The sequence below is a fragment of the Bacillus sp. AF23 genome (assembly GCF_020861455.1).
Classification (GTDB): Bacteria; Bacillota; Bacilli; order Bacillales; family Bacillaceae; genus Bacillus; species Bacillus halotolerans.
This window is the reverse complement of record NZ_JAJHVY010000014.1, coordinates 112,011-134,996: the sequence shown is the minus strand read 5'-3', so window position 1 is coordinate 134,996 and position 22,986 is coordinate 112,011. Positions and strand designations below refer to the sequence as shown.

Here is a 22,986-nt window from a genome sequence, read left to right as displayed (position 1 = left end):
TCCCTCCTATTCCCCACATTTTAGACAACGGGTGAACCTTCCAGAGTTTATTTGGCACATCTTCATATCTCCAACGTGCAATACCACTCTTTGTTTTCTTACTCTCTAGGTCAAGTGCAAGCTTACTGAGCAACATATTGTCTCCAATGCCTACTGTACACATCAAACCAAATTCTCTCCACATGCTGCTTTGGATTGCTTTGGCCATTTCTTCAGGATTTTCTTTTCCTGCATCTAAAAAAGATTCATCAATTGAATACGTATGGACACATTTCTCAGGAACAAATCTGTAAAACAGTTTTGTAATCTCAGTCGAAACTCTGATGAAAAGCTTCATTTGCGGATTTACAATGTGTATTCTTGGATCTTCAGGTATCTCAAATAGTCTCGACCCTGTTTTGATTCCAAAATCTTTTTTAAGCGCAGGAGATGCAGCTAACACTACACTTCCCTGTCTCTCCGTATTTCCTACAACAGCAAGATAGCATGTTAAAGGATTAAGTCCCATTGTTACAGCCGATACAGAAGCATAAAAGGATTTCATATCGACACAAAGTATATTCTTACGTGGAAATTGTGAGTAATCAATCATTGTATGTAACTCCTATGATGTGATTCATGTTGATATAAATTGTATTGTCATTCTGGTCTTTTACATGAAGCCTGTGTTGTTCAAAATTAATGTAATGGACTCTGCCGTTGACATTTTCAACGAATCCATTGTTAAAGAGTTTGAATTTCAACTCTTTATTAAATTCAAGTGCCTCAGAGACGAGAAGATCCATCTCTTCAATCTGTTGGTCATCTAAGGATGGTTTTTCAATTTTTGATACATCAATCAAATCTTGTTTAAGTTGTGTTAAATGTTCTGGAAGCATCATTGATGTCCATTTGATTGTTCCTCGATCCCTAAGCATATCGACTCACTCCTTTATTGATCTAATATTAACAGAACAAACGTTCTTTATTCAAGATAAACCAGAACAAAAGTTCGATGTAAATGTTGGTAATAAAATATAAAGGTCAATGATGATTTGCGTAGTATTAATAAAGGAGGGATTCTTTTCCATGAAGGAGAGTGTAATGGTTAATGAAGAAGAGGCTAATCGGATTTTTGGTCTTAGTTCCTGCTTTGATTATGTCGGGTATTACTTTAATCGAAGAAAATAAAAAGTCCCCTTTGGAAGTAATTGATAATATTAGAGATGAATTTGGTTTATTCAGTGTGCAAATTGGTCAAACAGATCCGGCAATTACAATTGGCATGGATCAAACCAAAAGTGAAGCAAAGCTCCGTGAGTATTTAAAAGATAATCTGTCTAGAGAAGCAAAGGAAAAATATAAGATCTATATATTAAAAGATGATATTAATAAATTGGAGAAAGAACATCGAGAGTATTTGCGAGAAAATAACCTCAATAAATAAAATACCCAGCACTAAGCTGGGTATTGTTTCATATTTAAATTGAATTTTTATAAGCATTAATTGCTTCGTTTCGCAACAGCATATTATTTTTGTTAACCATGCCTAAGTTGTAAGCTTTTTTGATAATATCTAATACCTGTGAATCTAATGCTGAGAGATTGCCTCCTGGATTAAATCTTGATTTCCAATAGTCTAAAGACTTATTTAGGTCAAGTGAGCTTTTTTTGTTCTCGGGTTTAACTACTTCATTTTTCTCAAGTTTTTCACAGAATTCACTAAAACCAATGGATCTACTAGGAGCTGAGTTATTCCCCCCATATTCCCCATATCCTTCTGTAGCCAAGCTGCAAAATGCTAAGAACTTTGGATCTTTAGTTACATCATAATTAGAAGTGCTAATCACCTGGTTCACTCTCTTTCAAAATCAATTTTTTGGCTGTAAACAAAAGTGGTGCCTGAGCTTAATGCTTTTATCTGTATAGAGTTATCTTGAAGTGCGTCCATTGGAATCTCAAAATATTTATCCCAGCCTATAACCACCTTATTCTGACCAAGAATGGCATCGGATTTGTACATCCTAGCTGTACCATCATATAACAGATTTTTCCCATCTTTACCCGTGATAACTGTTAACTTTGTATACCCCATAAAACGAGCCCTAACGTGAAGTTTATCACCTTTTAAAACACTTGGAGCTTTGGTTTGGTTAAAGTTAATGTAATCCCAAGCAAAGTCGTTTCCATCTGATGTTATCCCTGTAATTTGCAGATAATAAAGTGGTGTTGCTTCTGCTGCTTTGGCTTTTGATGAATCAGTGAAAGCAAAAGCTACTACTGCTAGAAGAGCAAGCAGCACATACGTAATTCTCTTCTTCATTTCCTAAATCCTCCTTGGTACAAGTTTACATGTTAAATATCGTCAATTGAAGGAAATTGTTTAATATTTGAAATAAAAAAAGAACCTGCTTTATGCAAGTTCTTTTCACGTTGTCAATATATTGTGAATTTATAACGACAAAGACATTTATGTATAGTATAATATTTCCTGTACATTAAGTTTGCTCACTCAAGGGAGTCTTGCTCATCCCCTATGAAAGGGGGTGGGAAAATGACTGTTTACGAATCATTAATGATAATGATCAATTTTGGCGGGCTGATATTAAATACCGTCTTGTTGATCTTCAATATAATGATGATTGTAACGTCAAGCCAAAAGAAAAAATAGACCTCCCTTGAGCTTGAGAACCTTAAAGGGTTAGGTCTATCTAAGTTTATTTCTGCATCAGAGCAAGCCCTTTGATGGGCAGCTTTTTGTACATAGCCGGGGTGTTGGTAGCACCTTGGCCTTTTTTATTTTATGCACTCTAATTAAACAAATGCATCAAATAATTATATAATTGTATCATTACCCTAATTATAACCATATAAAAATGGTATTTGCAATACTATTGCTTGGTGGATAAAACCATTATTTTATTTAGATTGAGGATTGAGGTTCGCCAAGCAACAATTCGTATTGTGTTAATCGCATTAGCAGCCTTATCTACAACTAAGCCTACAGTACAGCTACTCAGGCATAACAATTTTCAAAAAGTGAGTTAAGGAACCAACTATTTTAAATCAAAAAAGCCTCTATCAAACCTAGCGCATCTTTATGAGTTTCCAAAGCATATAAGCACCAAGAGATAATAAGCCAAAACCTAGCAATAAGGTTAAAATCAAACCACCAAAGAAAAAAAATCCTCCCATGAACCTCACTCCTTTTCAGTATCATGCCATCAATGACCTTGATCCCTTAATGTATAATATATGAGCTCAGATTCAATAGGTACCAGTCTTTAAAAACTGTCAATTGCAATACTTTTGCTTAACTTTTTAGTAAATCATCATCTAATTCAATATACAGAATTCCATCATCTTCTTCATCAGCTTCAATTGGTTCATCAACTAAACTTAAGATAAACTCCTCAAACGAATTGGCAATCAGGAAAAAGTCTTTATCTGGATGACTTAATTCATGATCCCAAAACAATATCTTTTCATTATCGATATCCATGCATATTTCATTCCCGCCTGCGGAGCTTGCGATAGGAATAATATTTCTAGGAAAGCGATCAGAATATGTATCGATTGCTATCTGAAGACTGTTATAATCGTTCGCTAAACCATAAAAACCCTCTAACAATTGTGTATCATTGTGCTTACCCATCCAAGGGTCTTTCTCTATAGGTTTATAGCAAACGTCATACTCAATCTCATCTGTTGTTTTTTTACTTTCTAGATAACATCCTCCATATTTCTTCAAAAAGTCCTTATAATCTGAAGGTAATTGATTGCCTATATCTATTTCAAGCTCTTTGAGTTGTTCGTTTGTATTAATGCTAGGATCTGTTTCAGCATCTACCGTAAACTCTTTCAACTTTTGTACGATCTTAGTGAAGCTCATTTTAATACTCCTTCACATGCTATGGAAAAACAAGTTATAGACCTTCTTTTTAGTTTCAATCGTCCCAGTCCTCATCGTCAATCCAGTCATCTTTCGATTCTTCAAGCTCTTCTATTAAAAACTCTAAGAATGTGCTACCAACTTGTTTACCATATCCCTCTTGGTTATCCCAAAGAATGACAGGGCATTCTCCATCTTTCATCTTGTTTGTGTCAAGACAATAAGAAAATTCATCTACATATTCAATCACTACTAGACCTTCGGAAAGGCTATAATATTTTTTATACTCATTGGTCTGTTCGACAACTTCAGCACCTTGAGAGTCATATCCGAGTATCATAGTTCCATATGCTCCCCCTGAACCATACTCAGTTAAAAACCATTTATAGCTGTCTGGAAGGGTTACATTGAGATCCTCTTCTATTTCTCTAATCTGTGCTTCAGTGACTCCCCCGGTGAGAATTGAATTTTCTTTATTTTCATCAAAGAAAGTTTTCACTTTAGAATAATCCATTAAAATTACACCTCTTATTCTTGGTTCTCAAATTGCTGTGCTCTCCATCTCCAATACCTTCTTCTGAAACTTTTATATTGTTTATCAAGTACTGGATCATTTCTAAAACTCTGTCCATTCTCTTTTAATCCATGTAAAACATCACTGTACTTATTGTGCCAGCTTTCAGGTATCTCGAGCATATTTCCAGGTTCTTCTTGAATCAAATGATGCAAATTAATTTGGGTTCCATCTTTTGCAAACGGAGCATTACCATTCTTCATCAGTTGAAGATTCGTAAGACCTTTACGATTTTTTTGATTAAGATCAATATCTTTCATTGTATATACTCTACGGCTTACATCTCTAGGTTGTCCTTTAACTTTGACTTTTCCACCTATTTCGTATGCTTCATATTTTTCTTTATTTAACCAAGGGACATTTACTTTCCGGCCTGTAAACGGCTTTCTTGTTTCATCTAATTTTTTAGCAAGCTGGATCAGCCTGTCTTTAGCACTCACATCGTTGATGACATTATACGGCACACCACCTGCTACCACAACATCTTCTCGCATGGCAAACGGTTTAATTACTGTTAATGGATCAGGAGTTTCATCAAGTTTTTTAGACACTTTTTTGACTGCAGCTTTTCCTGCTGTTTTTACTCCTATTTTAGCAACTGAACCAGCACCTTTTAAAGCAAAGATGTTTACTGCTGCACATGTAATCCAGTGAGCTGTTGATTCTGCGTCTCCGTTCTTTACATCTCTAACATAGGAGGTTATTATTGCATCTTTAATTGAATTAAATGTGGAATCATAGTGATAAACTGCGACTGCAGAATTAATAAGCATGTCGACAGGATGATTGTGTGCCATATAGTCTAATGTTTCAGCTGTCATATCATAAAGGGCAGTAACAGTACCTTTGGCTCCAGCCATTAGCTCACGTGTGTTTTCAATCTGTGTGAAATATCTTTGTTGATCTGCTGTCAGATTTTCATAACCAATGGTTTTGGCCATTGAATAGAATTCATCAGCATCTGCAAAATCGTAATTCTTGAGTTTTTCTTTCAGTTTTTCAATCTCTCGTTCTTTTTCTTCCTTCTTCTTAATGGTCAAATAAGCTTCAGTACGTTTTTCAATATCGCCTTTTTTCTTATGTATGTCACTTTCTCTGTACGCTTTAGCGTTATAGTGAATCGGAGTGGCGTTCTTCCCTTTGCCTGTAGATTCCTGCAGCTTTTTAAAATCTTGCTGAATGAATTGTTCGTTAGGCTCTGTTTCAGCATATTCTGTTTTCAAATTCTCATCAAGCTTGTTTAGCTTATCAATTGTTTTTTCACGTTTGTCATCTGCAGAAGAAAGTTTGTCTTTGAAGTCTTCTGTTGAGAATGTTTCAAGTGGAAGAATATCATTGATGTCGTTTAAAATGTCTTTCATTGCTTTCTTTTGTTCAGACATAATGGATTTTGATTTTGTGTATGCATTGACAAGTTCATGTTCTAGAAAAGATTCTTCTATGTAAGCATCTGACATCTTCGCATCCTCAAGTTTAGCAGAAACGCTACTTAAGAAAGCAATCTTCATATCGATAAGGTCGATCCATTGATCAGTGACACCGACATGATCGTGATAGAATGCTCTAATGTTGTCTGCCCCCTTGCCTGAAAACTCACTGTCATCTAGATCAGCTACAGCTTTAAACGCTTTTTTGAGCTTCACCATTTGCGACCTTAGTTCCTTATACTCTTTGGTTCTTTTATCCGCTTCAGAGAGTAGTGAATCAGCTTCAAAAACCTTCATATCATTCTCCTTTCATGCTTACTCCATATAAATTTTACCACAAATCACCATGTTAGCGCCTAGCACACAACCAATTAACCTAGGAATTTACAACTTTAAATGTTTCTTAACTCTCTAAAAATCAATTGTAATTTTTTAGGTCATTTGATATGATCCTGTCTGGAGGTGGGATAATATGTAATTATTTTCAACAATTTAACACTTATTAATTATTCATTTGTTATGTAAGACAGAAAAAGGAGATGATTGTTTATGAAAAAGTTGTTAAAATGCTTTGGATTAACCGCTCTAACTGTTGTTTTACTTCTTTCTGGACTCTTCACACATGAAAGGAAAGTAGCTGCAAGTGAATCATCTAACAAAACAAGCATCCAAGGAATCGACATTACCCAACGTATTTCTTCAGTTAATGGAATAAAGCAAAAAACTGAAGGATCAAAACAACCCATTTCAGACGCTTCTAATAAGCTAACTCAAATAGCAAAAAAAGAAGGACTTGAAGTTGAAAACTCATACCAAACTTATATTGCATATGGTAAAAAAGATGGCAAAATTTCAACTGGACAAGTCACTTCTGATAGTCAGCGTATAGGAATACAGAAAAGTTCTAAAAGTGTTGTTTACTTAAGCCATACTTTTTTAGGTGGGAAAGTGAACAAAGTTATTCATGGAGTAGAGATTTCAAAAGTCGTTGGGGTTCGCCCTGCAACACTTGAAGTTCAACAAGCTCTATGTAAAAGTGGCTACTATAACAAGCAATTTACGTGTCCACATGTTATTAGAAAAACCTTTGTTGGAGGACAGATTAAGAAAGGGGCAGAAGTGCATCAGCTTCTTAACGTTAACTATACTTCTTTTTGGAAATATTCAGGTAGCGCCATTGCAACATGGGCAGGAAAACCTCCTACACTTCGAACTCTAACATGGACTGAAGGTTTGTACTTAACCAATAAAAAAGGTACTTTCTTTCCTGTTTATACAGATAAACAATCAGGCTTAGACTTGCTTGCACCTGCGAACGTATACTTTAAGAAAGTTAAGAAAAAAGTTGACTGGGGAAATAAAGAAAGAAAAGCATACCGAGCATGGTATGAGAAAAAATATGGAAAAAAGACTTGGGCAAAGTTCGAAATCCACCATCAATTACCTAGAGAATACGGTGGCGGTAACTCCACTGGTAATTTAATTCCATTAGACAGCGCGTTTCATAGAAGTGAAGTTAATCCTTGGTGGAGAGCGTATTAATATAAAAGAGACTCCTAATCATAGGGAGTCTCTTCTAAATCCATATTTTCATAATACAACTTAACATTTTTGTTTATTTCCCAATATTTAAATCCATTAGAGCTTACCAACTGGTCTAACCAAATTTCAAAATTTGGAGCTACCTCAATAGCTTCATCGAAGTGATCAATCGCATCCAAATAAAACATAAAGTCAAGACTCTTTTCATACCGCTTATTATCAATTACATAGCGTCCATCAAAATGATACCCAATTAAAAAACAATTTTCTGGGAGATCTTCTGTTTCATTGAATTCTAAAACATCTTCAATACTAAGTATTTCAACCCCATCAAAAAATTTCATTCCATTATGTAGAGCTAAGAACTCCTTATAATCCTTCGGTAAACTTACATTGAAATGTGATTCTAATTTTCTAATTTCGTCTTCTGTTGCAGGTTCATTAAATTCAAATGTGGCATCTTCTAATACGAAACCACCTGGTTGAATCATTGGAAAAGTGCCATACTTAGAAACAGCTTCTTTAATACCAGCAAGTGTCAAATGAATAAGTTTGCCTTCTTCCATATCCCATCCCCCTACCAACAATTATCTAGATTTTACCATGTCATGCAACTATAAGGAAAGCATAACTAATAGGATATTAATTGGTTATTAGGAAACAATTTTACTCATAATAGAAGCAGCATTAGTGGTGAATAAAATGTAAGTGTTATTTGCTGTTTTAATCACTACCCTATCCGTAGAGCCATAAGGAAACCCAATCCTTACTGCACTTTTTTCCTCTCCCCCATAGTTTGGATCAAGAAATACATCATTGATTTCTTTGATTGGAATTTCAATTTTGGATAGCTGCCAATTGATAATTAAGTTTTCATTTGATTTTTCAACTTTGATTCCAAGCATAAAAACATTCCCCTTTTGACTATGAATTCAGTGAAATTTTAACATGCACCTGGAAGTTTTAAAGAGAAATGCGATGATATTAAGGAAAAATTAAATTCACAATAATTGGATATAGGATTATAATTATTGATGGTTTACCGATATAAATAGAGAACAAACATTCTAAAAGGGGAAATGAAGTTGAAGAAAGTATTATTAGGTTTTGCAGCATTCACTTTGAGCTTATCATTGGCAGCCTGCAGCTCAAATGATTCTGAAAAAGTAGGCACAGAAAAAGAAACACCGCAAGCGTCTAGGGATGTAGAAAAGAAAACAGAACAAAAGGAATCTACTAAAGAAAAAACTACTGATAAATCTAAGGAAAAAGACAAAAAGAAATTGGTCGATGTTACTCTAGATAGAGCTGTTGATGGTGACACAATTAAAGTTAGCTATAACGGAAATATAGACACAGTGCGCTACTTGCTCATTGATACACCTGAGACGAAGAAACCAGATTCTTGTGTTCAACCGTACGGTGAAGATGCATCTAAACGGAACAAAGAATTGGTCAACAGTGGTAAACTGCAGCTTGAATTTGACAAAGGCGATCGCAGAGATAAATACGGAAGACTATTAGCTTACGTTTATGTTGACGGCAAATCTGTTCAGGAAACATTGCTAAAAGAAGGATTGGCCAGAGTAGCATATGTATATGAGCCAAACACCAAATACATAGACCAATTTAAGAAAGACGAGCAGGAAGCAAAATCAGAGAAGCTTTCAATCTGGAGCAAGAATGGATATGTGACCGACCGAGGATTTAATGGCTGTGTGAAAGAGAAAACCACTGCAGTTAAAAAAGCAACAACATCTAAACCGGCAGCTAAACAGCCTACTACTCCAAAGGCATCAAGTGAAACTTCGACTACAACTGAAAAAGAAGCTTCTTCAGAGACAACTGGAGAACCAGAAACATTTAAAAATTGTACTGAGTTAAGAAAGAAATATCCGAATGGAGTGCCTAGCTCCCACCCTGCTTACCAATCTAAAATGGACAGGGATCATGACAACTATGCTTGTGAACGCTAATTGAAAGCCCTTTGTGGCTTTCTTTTTTATTTTTAGGGCTCTTTACACAAAAGAGGCTATCCACAGATTAAAAAAATTTCGGGACAACCTCTTTTTAACAATATCTAATCAATCATCTAATTTTTACTCAAAAAAAGCTTTTGAATAATTAACGATACCTTGCACATCTTCAAGAGAATTATCTGCTAATTCTAGAGCCATAAACACTTCATCAGGCACCTCAAATGGGGCTTTTATATTCCATAAGCTAGCTGGCTTAAAACCAAACCTTGGATAATAATCTTTATGTCCTAAAACAATTACTGAACGATAACCAAGCTCTATTGCGTTTTTTAACGCAGTACGAATTAATTTACTCCCAATTCCTTTTTTCTGATAATCAGGCGCAACAGAAACTGGAGCAAGTGCTAAAGAATCGACATTGTTATCGCCATCTATGATTTTTATTTTAGATAAAAGGACATGACCTACGATATCTTTATCTTGATTTAATGCGACCAATGAAAGTTCAGGAATGAATGCATCTGATTTTCTAATCCTATTTACAAGTAAATGCTCTTTCTTGTCACTATATTCTTCATTTAAAAAAGCTCTTTTAACAATTTCTTCAGTCGTATTATATTCATGTGTGAGTTCTTGTCTAATTAAGAATTCCATTCATAACCTCCTGTTCTTTTAATTAATTATCATAAGATTTTTCTTCATCCTATAAATTTCACTCCCTTAATGACCGAAACCATTAATAACATTTACTTACCCAGCTCTACACGTAAGTTTAATAAACAGATTAGTATGTACTTATTATATGAAATTTGCGTATTTGGGATCAACTTCACTATTTTATTCCCTTAGATTATTTGAGTTCATCTTTAAAATTTTCATCTTCACGATGGTCTTTATGCAAAAACAGCCTATAAATTAAAAGAACCAGAGAGCTATGGGAGGGAGCTCTCTGGCGTTATAGTGACACTAGCTAGTACATATACAATAATCGGGGTGTATAATTTGTGGCCTGATACTCCGCCTCTCCTGCTGTTAGAACACAAGTTTCCCGCAATAATAAAAGATGGCTGCTGTTTACCTTCCTTTTTATTGCGGAAGTATGAACGGCAGCCTTATTGATTTAGAATACCCAAAAAATAATCACAAGCCAAGAGATAATCAAAGTTAAAATGAACCATTTTTCCTGCAAAGAAATTAATGCGTAGCAAATATAAGAGATAGTTAACATCACAATAGAAGTGATCTTAACATACCATCCAATAGATTCATTGGAGAATGCATAAACAAATAAAGAGATAAGAACAAGAACCATAAATATGTTCCCTACAGTCTTTAATATACTCTTTTTGTCATCAAAGTTCATAATTTCAACCTCCAAAATATGTATATTATATGTTATAATTATACAGCATTCAGATAGTCATAAGCATTAAAAAACTTGAAAGGATGATTGTGAAGTGAAAAAAACAGTTCTATCTACCCTATCTCTCGGACTCCTATTCTCAACAGTGGCTCCACTAACTAGCCATGCAGAATCCATCTCAGAACCTACACCAAGTTATATCACTCAGGTCAATTCAACACCACTTCAAGAATTAATTAAAACATCATCAGTTCCAGTCATTCAAGAGAATGGAGAAATTTCAATTCAAGCTGTGCCACCATCAACAAAATGGAAGGTTGTAGATCATTTTAGAGGGAACTCTAAGAACATAGACACTGCAGCTGAATTAGGAGCAAGAATTGCTGCAGGGTTACCTGGTCTTAAATACTCCTGGGCTGGTATATTCGCTCAAGCTGTGTTTGGAACATTCTATCATAAAAAACCAACTCGTTATTACTCAACAACCCAATACTTAGCCTACGACAAAAAGTATAGATACACAATCGTTGATATGTACGTCTACAAAGACAGTAAATATAGCAAACAAATAGGCTATGATTATAAAGTTTTCAGAACTCCTAGATAAACATTAGGAGTGATTAAAAAGCAGACTCTTATGTCTGCTTTTATTATTTTAGCTTTAGACTGCTCCGATTACTTGGATTTTTTTCCATCTTCATGAATTAGTACCCTTTGGAATGATCCTGAAAATTCTCTTGTCTCTGGTCTAGATAACGTTGGGAATACAAACGTATTGTTTTCTTCAATCCAATCTTCCATTCTTGAAAAAGCATCTTTATCAAGAATCAACATATATGGATAAACCTTAACTCCATCTACTGTAATATACTCAGACCCTATTATCTGGTTAATAAAGTAATCACCATACAATTCTTTTAAGTATTGACTTGCTTCTTGATGAGATTCGAATTCTGGAAAATTGTCTTCATCTTGTTTTGTCAGTAGTCTAATCTCCATAAAATCACCTAATTCACATAATCTTTTTCTGTTTCATAAAAGAAAACCAGAGAGCAATGTGAGGGAGCTCTCTGGTCTATAGTGGCTGATATACCAACTATGATACATATACAGGATACTTTATATTTTGCATGTATTCAAGCAGCATTTAGGTTTAAATAAAATGTGAATTTTATTTAGATCACCTCCTCTTAAATATGTATATTAAACTTAAATTCTAATTTACATAAATAAAAATTTGTTGCCCAGCAATAATAAGTAGCAGAAGAATTATTACCCATACGTAACGGTTCAGACTAAGCAGGAATGTTCCGATTGCTGGAAATAGTTTTGGGAATAGAGCAATTAATAGAGCTACGATCATACTGATAGTAGTGATGATTAGTGATAAAATTGCGATTTGTGTTTGATCCATTATTCTTCCCCCCTATAATTTTCATTAGACTTTTATTGATGTTTAATCAAGGCATACACAAGCATTATAGATAGTTAGTTGAGATATTTAACAAGGCTGTGGAAGAACCTTGTTTTATCCTAGAGTTACTCATAGTCAATGATTCATCCCTCTCATATATCCTTCAATAGATACTCGCGACTTTTGCTAACAGCACAATTCAGCGAAAAAATATTCCGTCATTATAAGTTGCGTATAGACTTTCCAAGACGGACAACTATTCATTTGAACTTCTACCTACACTTATAAAACGGGTACAGTAATGGTCATTTTGCGACTTCAGAAATAAAATTCTTCACAACCGATAATATGCATGTCGAATAAATGTTGCGCGAATTTCTTCTGTCACTATTAACTGCGAGGTTAAATACGAAATGGCACAACCTTTCCGCTAATTTTTTTCACCCTTCATTAGTAAAACCCCATCGGTGTATTCGTTTTTGCGACGTCCTGATAAAAACTTTTACAGCCATCATTAATAACTGCAAGGGTAATCTCAAAAATGGACACACTCACACGATGAACTCACTCATTAAATAGATGCGTAGGAACTTCGGTGAATGGACAAAAACCCCGTCTATTAAAGACGAGGTCTATTTTAATTTATGAATTCATAACACATATATCGAAATCTAAAACTAGATAGATCTATATTCAAAGAATACAAATCTTTCAAATTATTTTGTTGTTTTCGTATTCAATGTTAGATAGAATGTTTTTACAGATACTTCTGTTTTGACATTAAATACAATAAAGAGGTGCTAAATTTTTGGAGTTAAAAAACATTGTCAATTCTTACAACATCACAAATATTTTAGGTTATCTTAGACGTTCTCGTCAGGACATGGAACGAGAAAAAAGAACAGGTGAAGACACACTCACAGAACAAAAAGAACTCATGAATAAAATACTTACGGCCATTGAGATCCCTTATGAATTAAAAATGGAGATTGGATCAGGAGAAAGCATTGAGGGTCGCCCTGTTTTCAAAGAATGTCTTAAAGATCTTGAGGAAGGTAAATATCAGGCAATTGCTGTTAAAGAAATAACAAGACTTAGTCGTGGGAGTTATAGCGATGCAGGACAGATTGTTAACCTTCTTCAAAGCAAACGATTGATCATAATTACACCATATAAGGTTTATGACCCTAGAAATCCTGTAGACATGCGTCAGATTCGGTTTGAATTATTTATGGCTAGAGAAGAATTTGAAATGACCAGGGAGCGTATGACAGGCGCTAAATACACTTATGCCGCACAAGGAAAATGGATATCTGGACTGGCGCCTTATGGTTACCAGTTAAACAAAAAGACCTCTAAGCTAGATCCAATTGAGGATGAAGCAAAAGTTGTTGAACTAATATTTGATTTATTCTTGAATGGCCTCAACGGGAAGGATTACAGTTACAATGCAATTGCCACTCATTTGACCAATCTGCAAATCCCCTCCCCTGCCGGAAAGAAAAAGTGGAATCGATTCACTGTGAAAGCCATTCTTGAAAATGAAGTTTATATAGGAACTGTTAAGTATAAAGTCAGAGAGAAAGAAAAAGACGGTAAGAGAACAATTAGACCTGAGAATGAACAAATAATTGTACCTGACGCACACACTCCCATTATTGATAAAGATCAATTCGAGGAGGCGAATAAAAAAATTGAAAACAAAATACCTTTGCTGCCAAATAGAAGCGATTATAAATTAAATGAATTGGCTGGAGTATGTATTTGTGCAGATTGCGGTGGCCCATTGTCAAAATACGAAGCCAAAAGAAAGAGACAAAATAAAAACGGTACAGAAAGCTTATATCACGTTAAAGTGCTCAGATGCCTCAATAACAAGTGTATGAATGTCCGATACAATGATGTTGAAGAAGCCATTCTAGACTATTTAAAGTATCTACAGGCGCTAAATGACAATGACCTTACGAAACATCTTGGTAGTGTGATTCAGTCTCATGAAAACAAAAACAATATCAGATCAAAAAAGCAAATGAATGAACAGTTTGAGCAGCGAGAAAAAGAGTTAAAAAACAAATTGAATTTCATATTCGATAAATATGAAAGTGGCATTTACTCTGATGAAATATTCCTGCAGCGGAAATCAGTCTTAGACAAAGAGCTGCAAGAGCTAAAAAAAGCAAAAGACGAGATAAATGGCCTTGTTGATTTTAAAGGTGGTCTTGATATCAACCAACTTAAAGAGAACATAAAAAATGCAATTGAACTATATGAGTCATCTGAAAACAGAGAAGAAAAGAACAAACTGCTCAGAATTATGCTGCAGAAAGTTATAGTTAAAATGACAGCAAAAAGAAAAGGCCCAATACCTGCACAATTTGAAATTACACCAATTCTAAGATATAACTTCCTAATCGGGGAAACAGTCAGCAGCTACGAATCGTAGTCATTATCTTGATAAACAGATAAAGCTGTATTTAATGATACTGACTACAAATATACAAAAAAGAAAGGGCTATTCTGATTTTCTCAGAGCCCTTTCAAACAAGAATTGTGCGATCTCCTTATAGAACGCTTCTTTGTCATCACTACCCTTTGTTTGCTCGATAAACCTTATTGAATAATTCTTCTTATGAACAACCTTAATTGTTTTCTTCTTCAGTTCTTCATATTCTTCATAAGGCATTTATCGTACCCCCGTTTTCACAGGAGTATTATATGTATGTAACGGTTTGTCTCTTGACTGTTCTTTCTTAATTAATTCTCCACAAAGCTTGTTTAAATAATATGTATAATTCACTTTCTTTTTCATCGAGCGCACTTCAGTACCGATTTCTTCACAAATCGCAATCGGAATACTGGCTTTGTTTACTTTATTCTTATATGTATGTTTCAACTGTTTTTCAGCTATGTTCTTATATGTAAGGAAATCATCAATATGTACGAAATAAACCTTGTTCTCTGGCTCTCTAAATTGAAACAGGAAACCTGGAATTATATTTGGGTATTGTGCTGCCTCTTTTAAATGTTTAATCTGTTGCCCTTTTATGATCTTCTCACTGAAGGAAATGGACTTGTTCTTTGTCGACTTAAGCTCAAAGGGGAACAAGTATCCGTTAAAATGCAAGAAACAGTCATATTTGTTTTTCGATACTGCTGCCCCTCTTTTCAAGAACATTGGGTTAACATCTTTAATCCGGTAAAAGAACAACTTCTGATCAACTGCAGATTTTTCAATGTTCGCTTCAAAAACTTTCCCTTGATTGTTTGCTCCCAATCAATCACTCTCCTAATCTATATTGAAGGTAAATTATGTATGTGCTAAAATCGTTGCTGAAAGAGGTGTACATAGTGAAAAAACAATGGAGACCAGTTGATTCAAGACTCAATGAGCTTATGCATGAATATAGCGTTTCAATTGAAGACCTTGTTGAACGTACTGGATTACCTAAACAGCGTATTAATGATTATGTAAGTGGTTTTAAATCAAATATGAATATTGGAACAGCAATGACATTTGCTGATGCCATAGGTTGCTCTATCGAAGAGCTTTATGTTTGGAATTTTAAAGAGCGCAGACAATTATTCAAATAACTTACAAGGTGGTTCCCTTTTTGACCCACCTGATTTCCTGCATTAATTCCTCATTATTGTCAGCTAAGTTACGATGTGCTCTTTGCAAATCTTTTTCTTCAATGGCCTCCTTCACTGTCTTCATTTGTCTATCCATCTTGTTATACAGTGTTTGAATTGAATGATAAGCCTCGTTAATCTTTTTATCCTCACTAATTTTATTTTCATTCTAAATAAAAGACCGATTTTATCTATAATTCAAAACAAAATATTCTTAATTTTTATCATGTGATCTAGCTCTTCTTTAAATGTTTTACATTTATCCTTGTCAATCTCTTTACCTGTTTCATCTAGGAGCTTACCTTCGTCTGTGATGACACATGTCTGTCCGCAAAATTCAATCCCATTAGATTCAATTAGCTTTATGAAATCATCAAAAGTAAATTCAGTGCCATCTTCGTTAAACAGCGCTCCTTCAATATGTAATCCAATTGTTTTTACATTTTTCATTGAAACAATCCTCCCCAAATTACTCCTGCAGCTATAGCAGCTATAAAGACAGAAACAAATTTCATTATTATGAAGAACTTGATATGCTTTGTTTCATCCTCGGTTAAGTTCAGATCTGATAAAGCAAATAAACCAAACATAATCAACAAAACCCAAGCTGTAACGATCATCTACTTAGATCCTCTTCCAACTGTATATCCGCCGGTATTGTCATTTAAGATCGTGCTACTTGATGAAAGCTTTTTGCTCTCACTATCTTTATTTTTAGTGTATTTAATGAAATCATCAAACTGAATCAAATAAACTCCGTAGGCCGTGTTATTCAATTTATCAATTGTTTCGTTACTTGGTTTTGAAAACCAGCTGTCAGTACCTTGGCCATACACTTCAAAAATCTGAATTATCTCGTCCTTATACTCAAAGTAAGCCAGTTTATTTTCAAATTCACATTCCTCATCAACTGGATTCCCCACATGATTTGTCGCATATTCCATCATTGAAGTAAGCATGTAACCTAATTCAACGTCCGAGAAACTTAGTTGAGGCTTAGGTGTTCCATAATAAATATCAGCCTCATTTAGAGATCCCCTCTGATTAACTTCTTTCATGATCTCTTCGATAGCAGTGTAGCCTTCATGAATAATAAAATCTCTTCGCATCTCGTCTCTTCGTTTATATTCCTGTAAGAAACTTGTTATCTTAAACTCTGTATTCTTCATTTAACTCCTCCTTGTATGAACCGATTATTTCTGGTATCCGTTGAAAGAAAGTAATAATGCAATCCCTAGCATCAAAGGGATATTCTCAATCAATTTCAGCACTGGATATGTAGTTTTCGTATTCGATGCTCGATATTAGTTTAGGATTATAGGGTAACTCGAATTGCAAACACCTTTTCAGTATAGGTAGTTGCTTATTGATAAAATTCAAGAACTTCTTCTCATACTCAGGAACCTGTTCATATAGTTTGTTTACAAGCTCTTCAATTGTACCTGCTTGCACCTTGTAGAGATTCTCGAACAGTTTTTTGTTGATGTCCATCAATTGGTATATAGTCTTAACTGTTTTATACTTACCAGTTAAAGTCACTCCCCACCAATCAAACCGCTCAACTGCGTTCTTCATATACGCAACCCCTTTATAAAATTAGGCAACTTCTATCTTAATTTTCCCACCCTTATAAAACCCAGAATTTTTATAAGATCTTCTTTCAACCTCTAATTGTTGCACAGTTGGATATCCTCCATATCCCTTCCAGAAAACATCGTTTATGAAAAGGCGATAGTTCCATTTCAAATTGCTCCAACTCCTTTTTCAAATGAAATCAACATTTTAACCAGAATATGAATTAAATTTTATTTAGCTATTGTACACAGTATCTTCTTTATCATTATTCTCTAAGATATTTCTTATTTGACTAAACCTAAATAAAACTGATTGGTCTTTTTTCAAGTCTGGATAGGATATATATAAATCTCTTTCTAAACTCATAATGCATTCTCTTGCTTGATTAATTCGTTTTGCTTTTCGTCTGGCAATTTTCTCGTTCTCTCTTGCTAATGCTTCAAATGTATCTAACAAAACTAAACACCTACTTCTGAATAAAATTAGAATTTCAAGCAGATTGCTCTTCTCTAGATCGTTTTAACTTCATCTCTAGATACTCTGTTTCTGTTGTTTTTTCTAAGCTGTTGGCATCATTATCAACATCGGACGTCATCCAAAATTGTCCTTCATGATAACTAAATTGCATATCTCCTTTAAGATTATGTAAGAAGAGTGTCACTAAGGCTAAGTCCTGCCGTAAAACAACTTTATTCAAATCGTTCATCTTTAAGAAATTGATAAAAGCTTTATATGGTTTAGAACTCTTCTTAAATTGAAAGTAAGATTTGTTTCCTGTGCAAATAGCATTTTTCTTGAGGTCATTATCATTGGCTTCTTGCTTATATTTAGAGTTTATAAATAGGTCTGGTTCAGAGCTTGAATTATATGCAATCTTGCCATATGCATCTTCAATGCCAAGAATTTCACTAACCTCTGAGTTCATCTCTTTAAGAAAATTCCCTTTAATGTTGAAAGAATACTCCAAATCATTATGTAAGTCTGATGACTTCTTAACTTTATAAAATTTCAAATGATAATCCTCCTTAGATTTTGATGAATATTTTTTAAAATAAAGCGAACATTATACTTCAAACAAGCTTGTTTTCATTACACTTTAGGAGATGAATAAGATGGCTCAACAAAGTAGATCAAGATCAAACAACAATAATGAGTTATTAATTCCTCAAGCAGCTTCAGCTATTGAACAAATGAAACTTGAAATAGCTTCTGAGTTTGGTGTTCAATTAGGTGCTGAGACTACATCTCGTGCAAACGGTTCAGTTGGTGGAGAAATCACTAAACGTTTAGTTCGCTTAGCTCAGCAGAACATGGGTGGTCAATTTCATTAAGGAGGGGTAACCCCCCTCTTTTTATGTTCCTCTTCTAAACCCTGCCATTACATTTAACCCTCCCACTTGCTCTACCACATTTTTCAATGGTATGATTTTCTATGTAAATATCAGCTAGAGGTGTATTAACTTGTGGCAAAATAAGCACAAAACAAAGAAAAATAAGCGTTTGGTCAATGTAATCATATTCTTCTTTAATTTCTGGCCTTGTGCTTGATTCCTAATTTTTCATTTACATAACTTTGTTTTAAAAAATCACTATTTACGAAATCAAAGCAGAAAGAGAGCAATACATGTTTAAAATTTTTTTCAATTCACATCCATTTATTAAAAGTATTTCAGAAATTCTAATCACAGCAATTTCTCTTGGTGTATGGTTTAGTGTGAATATAAACCATTACTTAGGTGTTTTTTTGGGATTCTTAACAGCTGGGATTATTAATTCAGTTTTAGGCTGCAGTTGGGAGCCCAAGAAGAAAACTGCATGATGAAGAGGTTTTACCTCTTCATTTTTTTGCGTCTTAATATCTAAATAAAATACAGATTTCATTTAGATTATATCTAGCGCTCCGTCACAATAAGGACATTTGCCATTACCCTCTTCGCATGTACACATTTATTTCACCTCCAATTTCACCTCATACAACTCCTCAAATATCATTTAATTGTTGTTTCAGATCAAAGAATTCATCATGAAGAAGTTTAAATTTATCCTTCTTTATGTATGCATTATCATCCTTAAGATCAAAAAGATCCAAGTACTTTCTTTTATTTCTTCTAATAATTCGTAAAGCAATCGTACAGCTAACCCATTCTTCATCTTCCAATTGGGTTAAGACTTCGCTTAGCTCAAATAACAATTCAAGCTTCTCTTTGTTTTGCTGAGTTTCAAGTCTTAAAAGATCCCTCTGTTTTTCAAGTAAAGTTGTTTCAATTTGATATTTCTTTTCCTCTAAGACTCTTATCTGTTCGTTGGTGTTATGTATTTTGTCTCCTACCTCCAATGAATCACCTCCTTAAAGTTTGCATAAAATATTAGTTTTAAAGTAATTTTATTTTTATTCTAAATTTATAAAAGGACAAGCTGTTTAACTTGTCTCTATCTTAACACCTTACATAACATACGTCTATAGTTATTTTATTTTTACCCTTTATATCTTATGTAGACTTGTTCTTTTTTAGCATAGCATATGGAAGTTGAGCAGCTTGCTAATTTATTTTGTCAATGAAAACGTTTTGAAAATAAATAAATATTTCAAAGAAGAATAATAATCCTAAGTAAATCTTTTAAACTTTTATATAAAAAAACACCGCCTAATCAAACGGTGTTACTTGTGTTCTATTTCTAATTCCCCCTCAAAAATGATTTCTGAGTATTTAGAGGAAATTTCATATCGTATTACATTTGGTACAGAATTAAAATATAACACCGAGGGCAAGTATACATTATTATTGTGTTTCAGATATTTTTGTTTATAGCTGATAATATCAAAACCATCCTCATTATAAAAATCGTAAATAAATAGTTCTTCAAGGACTTTTAAATACTCCTCCCTTTGATCTTCATAATCCGACCAATCGAACCGAGGCGTATAAGGAGTGTTTGGATAATCTTTATACTCTTGTATTGATACTGATTTTTCAGGTTTGAAAATACCGTAAACATAATATAAATCGTCATAATGTTTGAGTATACAGGGTCCTGGTATTGGCAACTCTCCTTTTTTACATAATAAACCTTCTTTAAAAAATAATTTCACATCAATATCTTCATCATATTGCGTTCCTGTATTAGAGAGACATAAATTCAACAAACATTTTTGATCAAGTTCATTGTAGTAATTCAGCCATTCATTATATAGCTTTATCTGATAATTTAATCCTTTAAGCAGAGTGTATTTTTCCTTCTCTTCATCTTTACCTACTAAATGATATGATGGTGGAGAGGATGCTCCTATTGTTATCCCACCATAAAGATTTTTTTGTTTTCCAAGATGACCAATATTATAGAAATCAATTTCATCTATAGTGATATTCTCTTTTCTACAAAAGTTATTAATGAATTCTTTTACTGAATCACTAATTGTTATTCTTTCTATTGAAAACAGTGAAGATGGTAGAGAGGTAGTAGGTTCATTTTGATCCGATGTATAATCCAGTTTCCCGATTTTTTTAATTCTGTCTATTTTATCGATAATCCCCCTCTTAATACTTAACATATCTATAGAATTTGAATAATCAGTTTCTATTATATAAGGACTTTCAGTAATCCGGCCATTATTTACACCCTTAATAGACAAATTGCTTCGAGTTTTTGTAGCTTCTTCACCTCCTCTAACAAATTGTTTTAAAAAATAAAGAGATAAATGGTTAAGGAATTGTCCTTTAAATTCTTCAAAAGTGGTATATGTATAGTAAATGTTGTTTTGCCCGTACTTTTCTTTAAATTCTTGTATTTTTTTGTACTGTTCTAAATCAATGTCTGAAGGTTGAATAGCCTTTTCGCTAAAATATAGAAAAACTTGTTTTCCACTTTTGATTAACTCCTCTATTTCCTCTTCAGTTCCTGAGCCATATTCATCTGTAGGCGTTCCAAATCTAGTCCAAAAAACAGCAACAGCAGCATCACAATCCAATACAAACTGTTGATTCAACAGTTCTTGCGGTCTACCACCAGATTGAGGATAAGAATCCTTGCTCCAGTGTTTAGTATTAATTGAGGCATTATTGACATGTCCATACATTCTGTTAAAATCATTTACTGTTTCATTTATAATTTTCAATTCCTCTTTTACATCTGAGGGACAAGAAATTAGTAAATCATAAAGTGTCACACTCTTAGCCATCGGATTCTTCCTTTCAAATAAAATAAAGCTTCAATACCTATTTTATCCTAATAAGCATATCATGACTATTATTCCATATTGAAAGTAATTAAATTGTATAAACAAGAGCAGCATCCATAACACTGTACAATGGCCACGGTGTTATACAAGAATTTTGCAATTGTAGATAAACCCTGCCCCAGTCTCAAGTTGTTGGTGTTATATAAGGTCCATAATTTAAAAAAGAGGCAGCATTAAATCGCTACCTCAAATAAAAGCTTGTCCCCATGTTTATAGTTGATTAACTTGAAATCATCAATGGTAAAGTCATAAAAATCTTTAACTTCAGGATTGATCCATAATTTAGGTGCTTCGAACTGTTCTCTTTCCATTTGAATTTTCAAATTGTCTATATGACGTGTGTAAACATGGCAATCACCAATGTTAAAGATATATTCACCAAGCTCATAACCAGTTACTTGAGCAATCATGCGCTGCAAAACATTGTACTGGAATACATTGAAGGGATTTCCCAAGGCCATGTCATTACTCACTTATGTTCAGTAGAAGTCGCTACTTTCTACCCGCTTTCGCAGCTTTATGTTTCCATAAAGGTCAGACTATATCATTATCCTATTTGTAAAAGTATCCACTGTATTTTTCATTTTTACTTTTGATTCTATGGAGGATAGTAGCAGGAACTACATTTAACTGTCTTGAAGCTTCTGTAGCACTTTCATATTCTGTTCCATCTATGATAACTGGTCTTGAATTTTTTGGCTTTCTGCCTTTAAACTTTTTAGACATATAAGTCTTAAATTCATCACTGTGTGTTTTTCCATAGAACGGATTTTTTTCACCCACTCTTTGAGAAGCATATTCTGACAACTTAGTCTTACTCTCCTCACTATGTTTTTTACCTTTAAATGGATTTTTGTGAGTTGAGTAATAAAACTTATTATGACTTGAAATCTTTAGCTTTGTCGTTTCTGTATGTTTTCTTCCAAACATCGGATTATTTTCTCCTTGAACACATTGCCATCGCTTAGCCTTTTCTTCAGATGACATCTTCAAATAAACTTTCTTCAAACTGTCGGCTCTTTTGAGGATGATGTTTCGTTTGTCTGGGTGATAGCTTGTTAAGTCTCCGCCATGGTAAGCTGATTTACTTATGTTGTACATTTCTTCATAGAAATTATCAATATACCATTGCTCCTTGGCTATAGCCTCTTCTATGGGCAAAATATGAATTACCTCTCCAATAAATACCTGCTCTCCATGTTTATTAAACGAATTGTTTAAATATCTATTAATATGTCTATTGTTTTTTAGATTTCTAAAATGAACTTTTAGTCTACTTTCACAGTCTTCTGAACTGCCAATATAAAACTTCCCTGTATTTTTATTTGTTATTTTATAAACGCCTGATTTAATTGAATCACCCTCTACTTTAAA

Annotated in this window: 33 protein-coding genes and 2 pseudogenes; 8 read left to right on the top strand and 27 right to left on the bottom strand. The window is 33.9% G+C overall.

The genetic code is table 11. From position 1 onward, the window contains the following. Both LNN34_RS05630 and LNN34_RS05625 read right to left on the bottom strand, forming a co-directional pair. Positions 1 to 592: pseudogene (locus LNN34_RS05630) on the bottom strand (UV damage repair protein UvrX); the annotation flags it as partial. Further along, positions 585 to 917, bottom strand: coding sequence for a YolD-like family protein (locus tag LNN34_RS05625; RefSeq protein ID WP_229042949.1), 333 nt, complete (start codon positions 915 to 917; stop codon positions 585 to 587). The gene LNN34_RS05625 and the pseudogene LNN34_RS05630, both read right to left, overlap by 8 nt. Positions 918 to 1,090: 173 nt before the next feature. Between LNN34_RS05625 and LNN34_RS05620 the strand changes: the two genes are divergently transcribed. Beyond that, positions 1,091 to 1,426 carry a hypothetical protein gene (locus tag LNN34_RS05620; RefSeq protein WP_229042948.1) on the top strand — a complete coding sequence of 112 codons (336 nt, stop codon included), beginning with the start codon at positions 1,091 to 1,093 and terminating at the stop codon, positions 1,424 to 1,426. Between the two features lie 34 nt (positions 1,427 to 1,460). Here LNN34_RS05620 and LNN34_RS05615 read toward each other — a convergent pair whose 3' ends face one another. Together LNN34_RS05615 and LNN34_RS05610 are read right to left on the bottom strand one after the other, a co-directional pair. Continuing rightward, positions 1,461 to 1,829 carry a hypothetical protein gene (locus LNN34_RS05615; protein WP_229042947.1) on the bottom strand — a complete coding sequence of 123 codons (369 nt, stop codon included), beginning with the start codon at positions 1,827 to 1,829 and terminating at the stop codon, positions 1,461 to 1,463. 5 nt (positions 1,830 to 1,834) lie between these two features. Next, positions 1,835 to 2,302, bottom strand: a complete 468-nt coding sequence (locus LNN34_RS05610; RefSeq protein ID WP_003241736.1) for a DUF4879 domain-containing protein — start codon at positions 2,300 to 2,302, stop codon at positions 1,835 to 1,837. Positions 2,303 to 2,533: 231 nt separating this feature from the next. Here LNN34_RS05610 and bsrG point away from each other — a divergent pair, with 231 nt between their 5' ends. Then, the gene (bsrG, locus tag LNN34_RS05605; RefSeq protein WP_009967548.1) at positions 2,534 to 2,650 is read left to right on the top strand and encodes a type I toxin-antitoxin system toxin BsrG; all 117 of its coding nucleotides are present in this window, start codon (positions 2,534 to 2,536) and stop codon (positions 2,648 to 2,650) included. Between the two features lie 642 nt (positions 2,651 to 3,292). On the opposite strand, the gene LNN34_RS05600 is transcribed toward bsrG, so the two are convergent. The 3 genes from LNN34_RS05600 to LNN34_RS05590 are packed head-to-tail and all read right to left on the bottom strand — an operon-like array spanning position 3,293 to position 6,169. Further along, positions 3,293 to 3,871, bottom strand: coding sequence for an SMI1/KNR4 family protein (locus tag LNN34_RS05600; RefSeq protein ID WP_229042946.1), 579 nt, complete (start codon positions 3,869 to 3,871; stop codon positions 3,293 to 3,295). 55 nt (positions 3,872 to 3,926) lie between these two features. After that, positions 3,927 to 4,385 (bottom strand): SMI1/KNR4 family protein, encoded by a 459-nt coding sequence (locus LNN34_RS05595; protein ID WP_229042945.1) that lies wholly within the window; start codon positions 4,383 to 4,385, stop codon positions 3,927 to 3,929. Positions 4,386 to 4,399: 14 nt separating this feature from the next. Next, positions 4,400 to 6,169, bottom strand: coding sequence for a T7SS effector LXG polymorphic toxin (locus LNN34_RS05590; RefSeq protein WP_229042944.1), 1,770 nt, complete (start codon positions 6,167 to 6,169; stop codon positions 4,400 to 4,402). 252 nt (positions 6,170 to 6,421) lie between these two features. On the opposite strand from LNN34_RS05590, the gene LNN34_RS05585 reads away from it, so the two are divergent. Next, the gene (locus tag LNN34_RS05585) at positions 6,422 to 7,414 is read left to right on the top strand and encodes a hypothetical protein (protein WP_229042943.1); all 993 of its coding nucleotides are present in this window, start codon (positions 6,422 to 6,424) and stop codon (positions 7,412 to 7,414) included. A 14-nt stretch (positions 7,415 to 7,428) separates the two neighbouring features. Here LNN34_RS05585 and LNN34_RS05580 read toward each other — a convergent pair whose 3' ends face one another. Both LNN34_RS05580 and LNN34_RS05575 read right to left on the bottom strand, forming a co-directional pair. Continuing rightward, on the bottom strand, positions 7,429 to 7,980 hold the full coding sequence (locus LNN34_RS05580; protein ID WP_229042942.1) for an SMI1/KNR4 family protein: 552 nt from the start codon (positions 7,978 to 7,980) through the stop codon (positions 7,429 to 7,431). Positions 7,981 to 8,067: 87 nt separating this feature from the next. Next, positions 8,068 to 8,319 carry a PH domain-containing protein gene (locus LNN34_RS05575; RefSeq protein WP_229042941.1) on the bottom strand — a complete coding sequence of 84 codons (252 nt, stop codon included), beginning with the start codon at positions 8,317 to 8,319 and terminating at the stop codon, positions 8,068 to 8,070. A 180-nt stretch (positions 8,320 to 8,499) separates the two neighbouring features. Between LNN34_RS05575 and yokF the strand changes: the two genes are divergently transcribed. Further along, positions 8,500 to 9,390 (top strand): endonuclease YokF, encoded by an 891-nt coding sequence (gene yokF / locus LNN34_RS05570; protein ID WP_229042940.1) that lies wholly within the window; start codon positions 8,500 to 8,502, stop codon positions 9,388 to 9,390. A 123-nt stretch (positions 9,391 to 9,513) separates the two neighbouring features. Here yokF and LNN34_RS05565 read toward each other — a convergent pair whose 3' ends face one another. Further along, a complete protein-coding gene (locus LNN34_RS05565) occupies positions 9,514 to 10,047 on the bottom strand; it encodes a GNAT family N-acetyltransferase (RefSeq protein WP_229042939.1) in 534 nt (177 codons plus the stop codon). Positions 10,048 to 10,513: 466 nt separating this feature from the next. Next, a complete protein-coding gene (locus tag LNN34_RS05560) occupies positions 10,514 to 10,756 on the bottom strand; it encodes a hypothetical protein (protein ID WP_071579420.1) in 243 nt (80 codons plus the stop codon). Between the two features lie 94 nt (positions 10,757 to 10,850). On the opposite strand from LNN34_RS05560, the gene LNN34_RS05555 reads away from it, so the two are divergent. Continuing rightward, on the top strand, positions 10,851 to 11,363 hold the full coding sequence (locus LNN34_RS05555) for a hypothetical protein (protein WP_133487283.1): 513 nt from the start codon (positions 10,851 to 10,853) through the stop codon (positions 11,361 to 11,363). Positions 11,364 to 11,431: 68 nt separating this feature from the next. Here LNN34_RS05555 and LNN34_RS05550 read toward each other — a convergent pair whose 3' ends face one another. Together LNN34_RS05550 and LNN34_RS05545 are read right to left on the bottom strand one after the other, a co-directional pair. Beyond that, on the bottom strand, positions 11,432 to 11,755 hold the full coding sequence (locus tag LNN34_RS05550) for a hypothetical protein (protein ID WP_229042938.1): 324 nt from the start codon (positions 11,753 to 11,755) through the stop codon (positions 11,432 to 11,434). Positions 11,756 to 11,972: 217 nt separating this feature from the next. Continuing rightward, positions 11,973 to 12,170: a hypothetical protein gene (locus LNN34_RS05545; protein ID WP_229042937.1), complete on the bottom strand. Its 198-nt coding sequence runs from the start codon at positions 12,168 to 12,170 to the stop codon at positions 11,973 to 11,975. A gap of 808 nt (positions 12,171 to 12,978) precedes the next feature. On the opposite strand from LNN34_RS05545, the gene LNN34_RS05540 reads away from it, so the two are divergent. Beyond that, entirely contained in the window at positions 12,979 to 14,613 is a 1,635-nt protein-coding gene (locus LNN34_RS05540; protein WP_229042936.1) for a recombinase family protein, read from the top strand. Positions 14,614 to 14,682: 69 nt separating this feature from the next. Here LNN34_RS05540 and LNN34_RS05535 read toward each other — a convergent pair whose 3' ends face one another. Next, positions 14,683 to 14,853 carry a hypothetical protein gene (locus tag LNN34_RS05535; RefSeq protein WP_041336464.1) on the bottom strand — a complete coding sequence of 57 codons (171 nt, stop codon included), beginning with the start codon at positions 14,851 to 14,853 and terminating at the stop codon, positions 14,683 to 14,685. Beyond that, positions 14,854 to 15,444, bottom strand: coding sequence for a Holliday junction resolvase RecU (locus tag LNN34_RS05530; protein WP_147772027.1), 591 nt, complete (start codon positions 15,442 to 15,444; stop codon positions 14,854 to 14,856). A 74-nt stretch (positions 15,445 to 15,518) separates the two neighbouring features. Here LNN34_RS05530 and LNN34_RS05525 point away from each other — a divergent pair, with 74 nt between their 5' ends. Then, positions 15,519 to 15,761, top strand: a complete 243-nt coding sequence (locus LNN34_RS05525) for a helix-turn-helix domain-containing protein (protein WP_041336530.1) — start codon at positions 15,519 to 15,521, stop codon at positions 15,759 to 15,761. 1 nt (position 15,762) lies between these two features. Here LNN34_RS05525 and LNN34_RS05520 read toward each other — a convergent pair whose 3' ends face one another. From LNN34_RS05520 to LNN34_RS05485, 8 genes are all read right to left on the bottom strand, one after another. Continuing rightward, entirely contained in the window at positions 15,763 to 15,939 is a 177-nt protein-coding gene (locus LNN34_RS05520) for a hypothetical protein (RefSeq protein WP_229042956.1), read from the bottom strand. Positions 15,940 to 15,998: 59 nt separating this feature from the next. Continuing rightward, a complete protein-coding gene (locus LNN34_RS05515) occupies positions 15,999 to 16,250 on the bottom strand; it encodes a hypothetical protein (protein WP_229042935.1) in 252 nt (83 codons plus the stop codon). Further along, entirely contained in the window at positions 16,247 to 16,420 is a 174-nt protein-coding gene (locus LNN34_RS05510; protein WP_213417553.1) for a hypothetical protein, read from the bottom strand. The genes LNN34_RS05515 and LNN34_RS05510 overlap by 4 nt, the downstream gene beginning before the upstream one ends. Then, the gene (locus LNN34_RS05505; RefSeq protein ID WP_229042934.1) at positions 16,421 to 16,969 is read right to left on the bottom strand and encodes a hypothetical protein; all 549 of its coding nucleotides are present in this window, start codon (positions 16,967 to 16,969) and stop codon (positions 16,421 to 16,423) included. It lies immediately after the preceding gene. A gap of 85 nt (positions 16,970 to 17,054) precedes the next feature. Continuing rightward, positions 17,055 to 17,375 (bottom strand): hypothetical protein, encoded by a 321-nt coding sequence (locus LNN34_RS05500; protein WP_229042933.1) that lies wholly within the window; start codon positions 17,373 to 17,375, stop codon positions 17,055 to 17,057. Positions 17,376 to 17,396: 21 nt separating this feature from the next. After that, positions 17,397 to 17,546 carry a hypothetical protein gene (locus LNN34_RS05495; protein ID WP_182916764.1) on the bottom strand — a complete coding sequence of 50 codons (150 nt, stop codon included), beginning with the start codon at positions 17,544 to 17,546 and terminating at the stop codon, positions 17,397 to 17,399. A 63-nt stretch (positions 17,547 to 17,609) separates the two neighbouring features. Continuing rightward, the gene (locus LNN34_RS05490) at positions 17,610 to 17,831 is read right to left on the bottom strand and encodes a hypothetical protein (protein WP_229042932.1); all 222 of its coding nucleotides are present in this window, start codon (positions 17,829 to 17,831) and stop codon (positions 17,610 to 17,612) included. A 34-nt stretch (positions 17,832 to 17,865) separates the two neighbouring features. Next, positions 17,866 to 18,387 carry a hypothetical protein gene (locus LNN34_RS05485; protein WP_229042931.1) on the bottom strand — a complete coding sequence of 174 codons (522 nt, stop codon included), beginning with the start codon at positions 18,385 to 18,387 and terminating at the stop codon, positions 17,866 to 17,868. 100 nt (positions 18,388 to 18,487) lie between these two features. Between LNN34_RS05485 and sspC the strand changes: the two genes are divergently transcribed. Beyond that, entirely contained in the window at positions 18,488 to 18,706 is a 219-nt protein-coding gene (gene sspC / locus LNN34_RS05480) for an acid-soluble spore protein SspC (RefSeq protein ID WP_017474724.1), read from the top strand. A gap of 650 nt (positions 18,707 to 19,356) precedes the next feature. Here the strand turns inward: sspC and LNN34_RS05475 are convergent. The 4 genes and pseudogenes from LNN34_RS05475 to LNN34_RS21990 all read right to left on the bottom strand — a co-directional run bounded on the left by LNN34_RS05475 (position 19,357) and on the right by LNN34_RS21990 (position 22,965). Next, positions 19,357 to 19,710: a hypothetical protein gene (locus tag LNN34_RS05475; RefSeq protein WP_229042930.1), complete on the bottom strand. Its 354-nt coding sequence runs from the start codon at positions 19,708 to 19,710 to the stop codon at positions 19,357 to 19,359. A gap of 324 nt (positions 19,711 to 20,034) precedes the next feature. Further along, positions 20,035 to 21,552 carry a hypothetical protein gene (locus LNN34_RS05470; protein ID WP_229042929.1) on the bottom strand — a complete coding sequence of 506 codons (1,518 nt, stop codon included), beginning with the start codon at positions 21,550 to 21,552 and terminating at the stop codon, positions 20,035 to 20,037. Between the two features lie 233 nt (positions 21,553 to 21,785). Further along, a pseudogene (locus LNN34_RS05465) lies at positions 21,786 to 22,082 on the bottom strand (thymidylate synthase); the annotation flags it as partial. Between the two features lie 82 nt (positions 22,083 to 22,164). Continuing rightward, the gene (locus tag LNN34_RS21990) at positions 22,165 to 22,965 is read right to left on the bottom strand and encodes an NUMOD3 domain-containing DNA-binding protein (RefSeq protein WP_324251393.1); all 801 of its coding nucleotides are present in this window, start codon (positions 22,963 to 22,965) and stop codon (positions 22,165 to 22,167) included. Between the last annotated feature and the right edge of the window lie 21 nt (positions 22,966 to 22,986).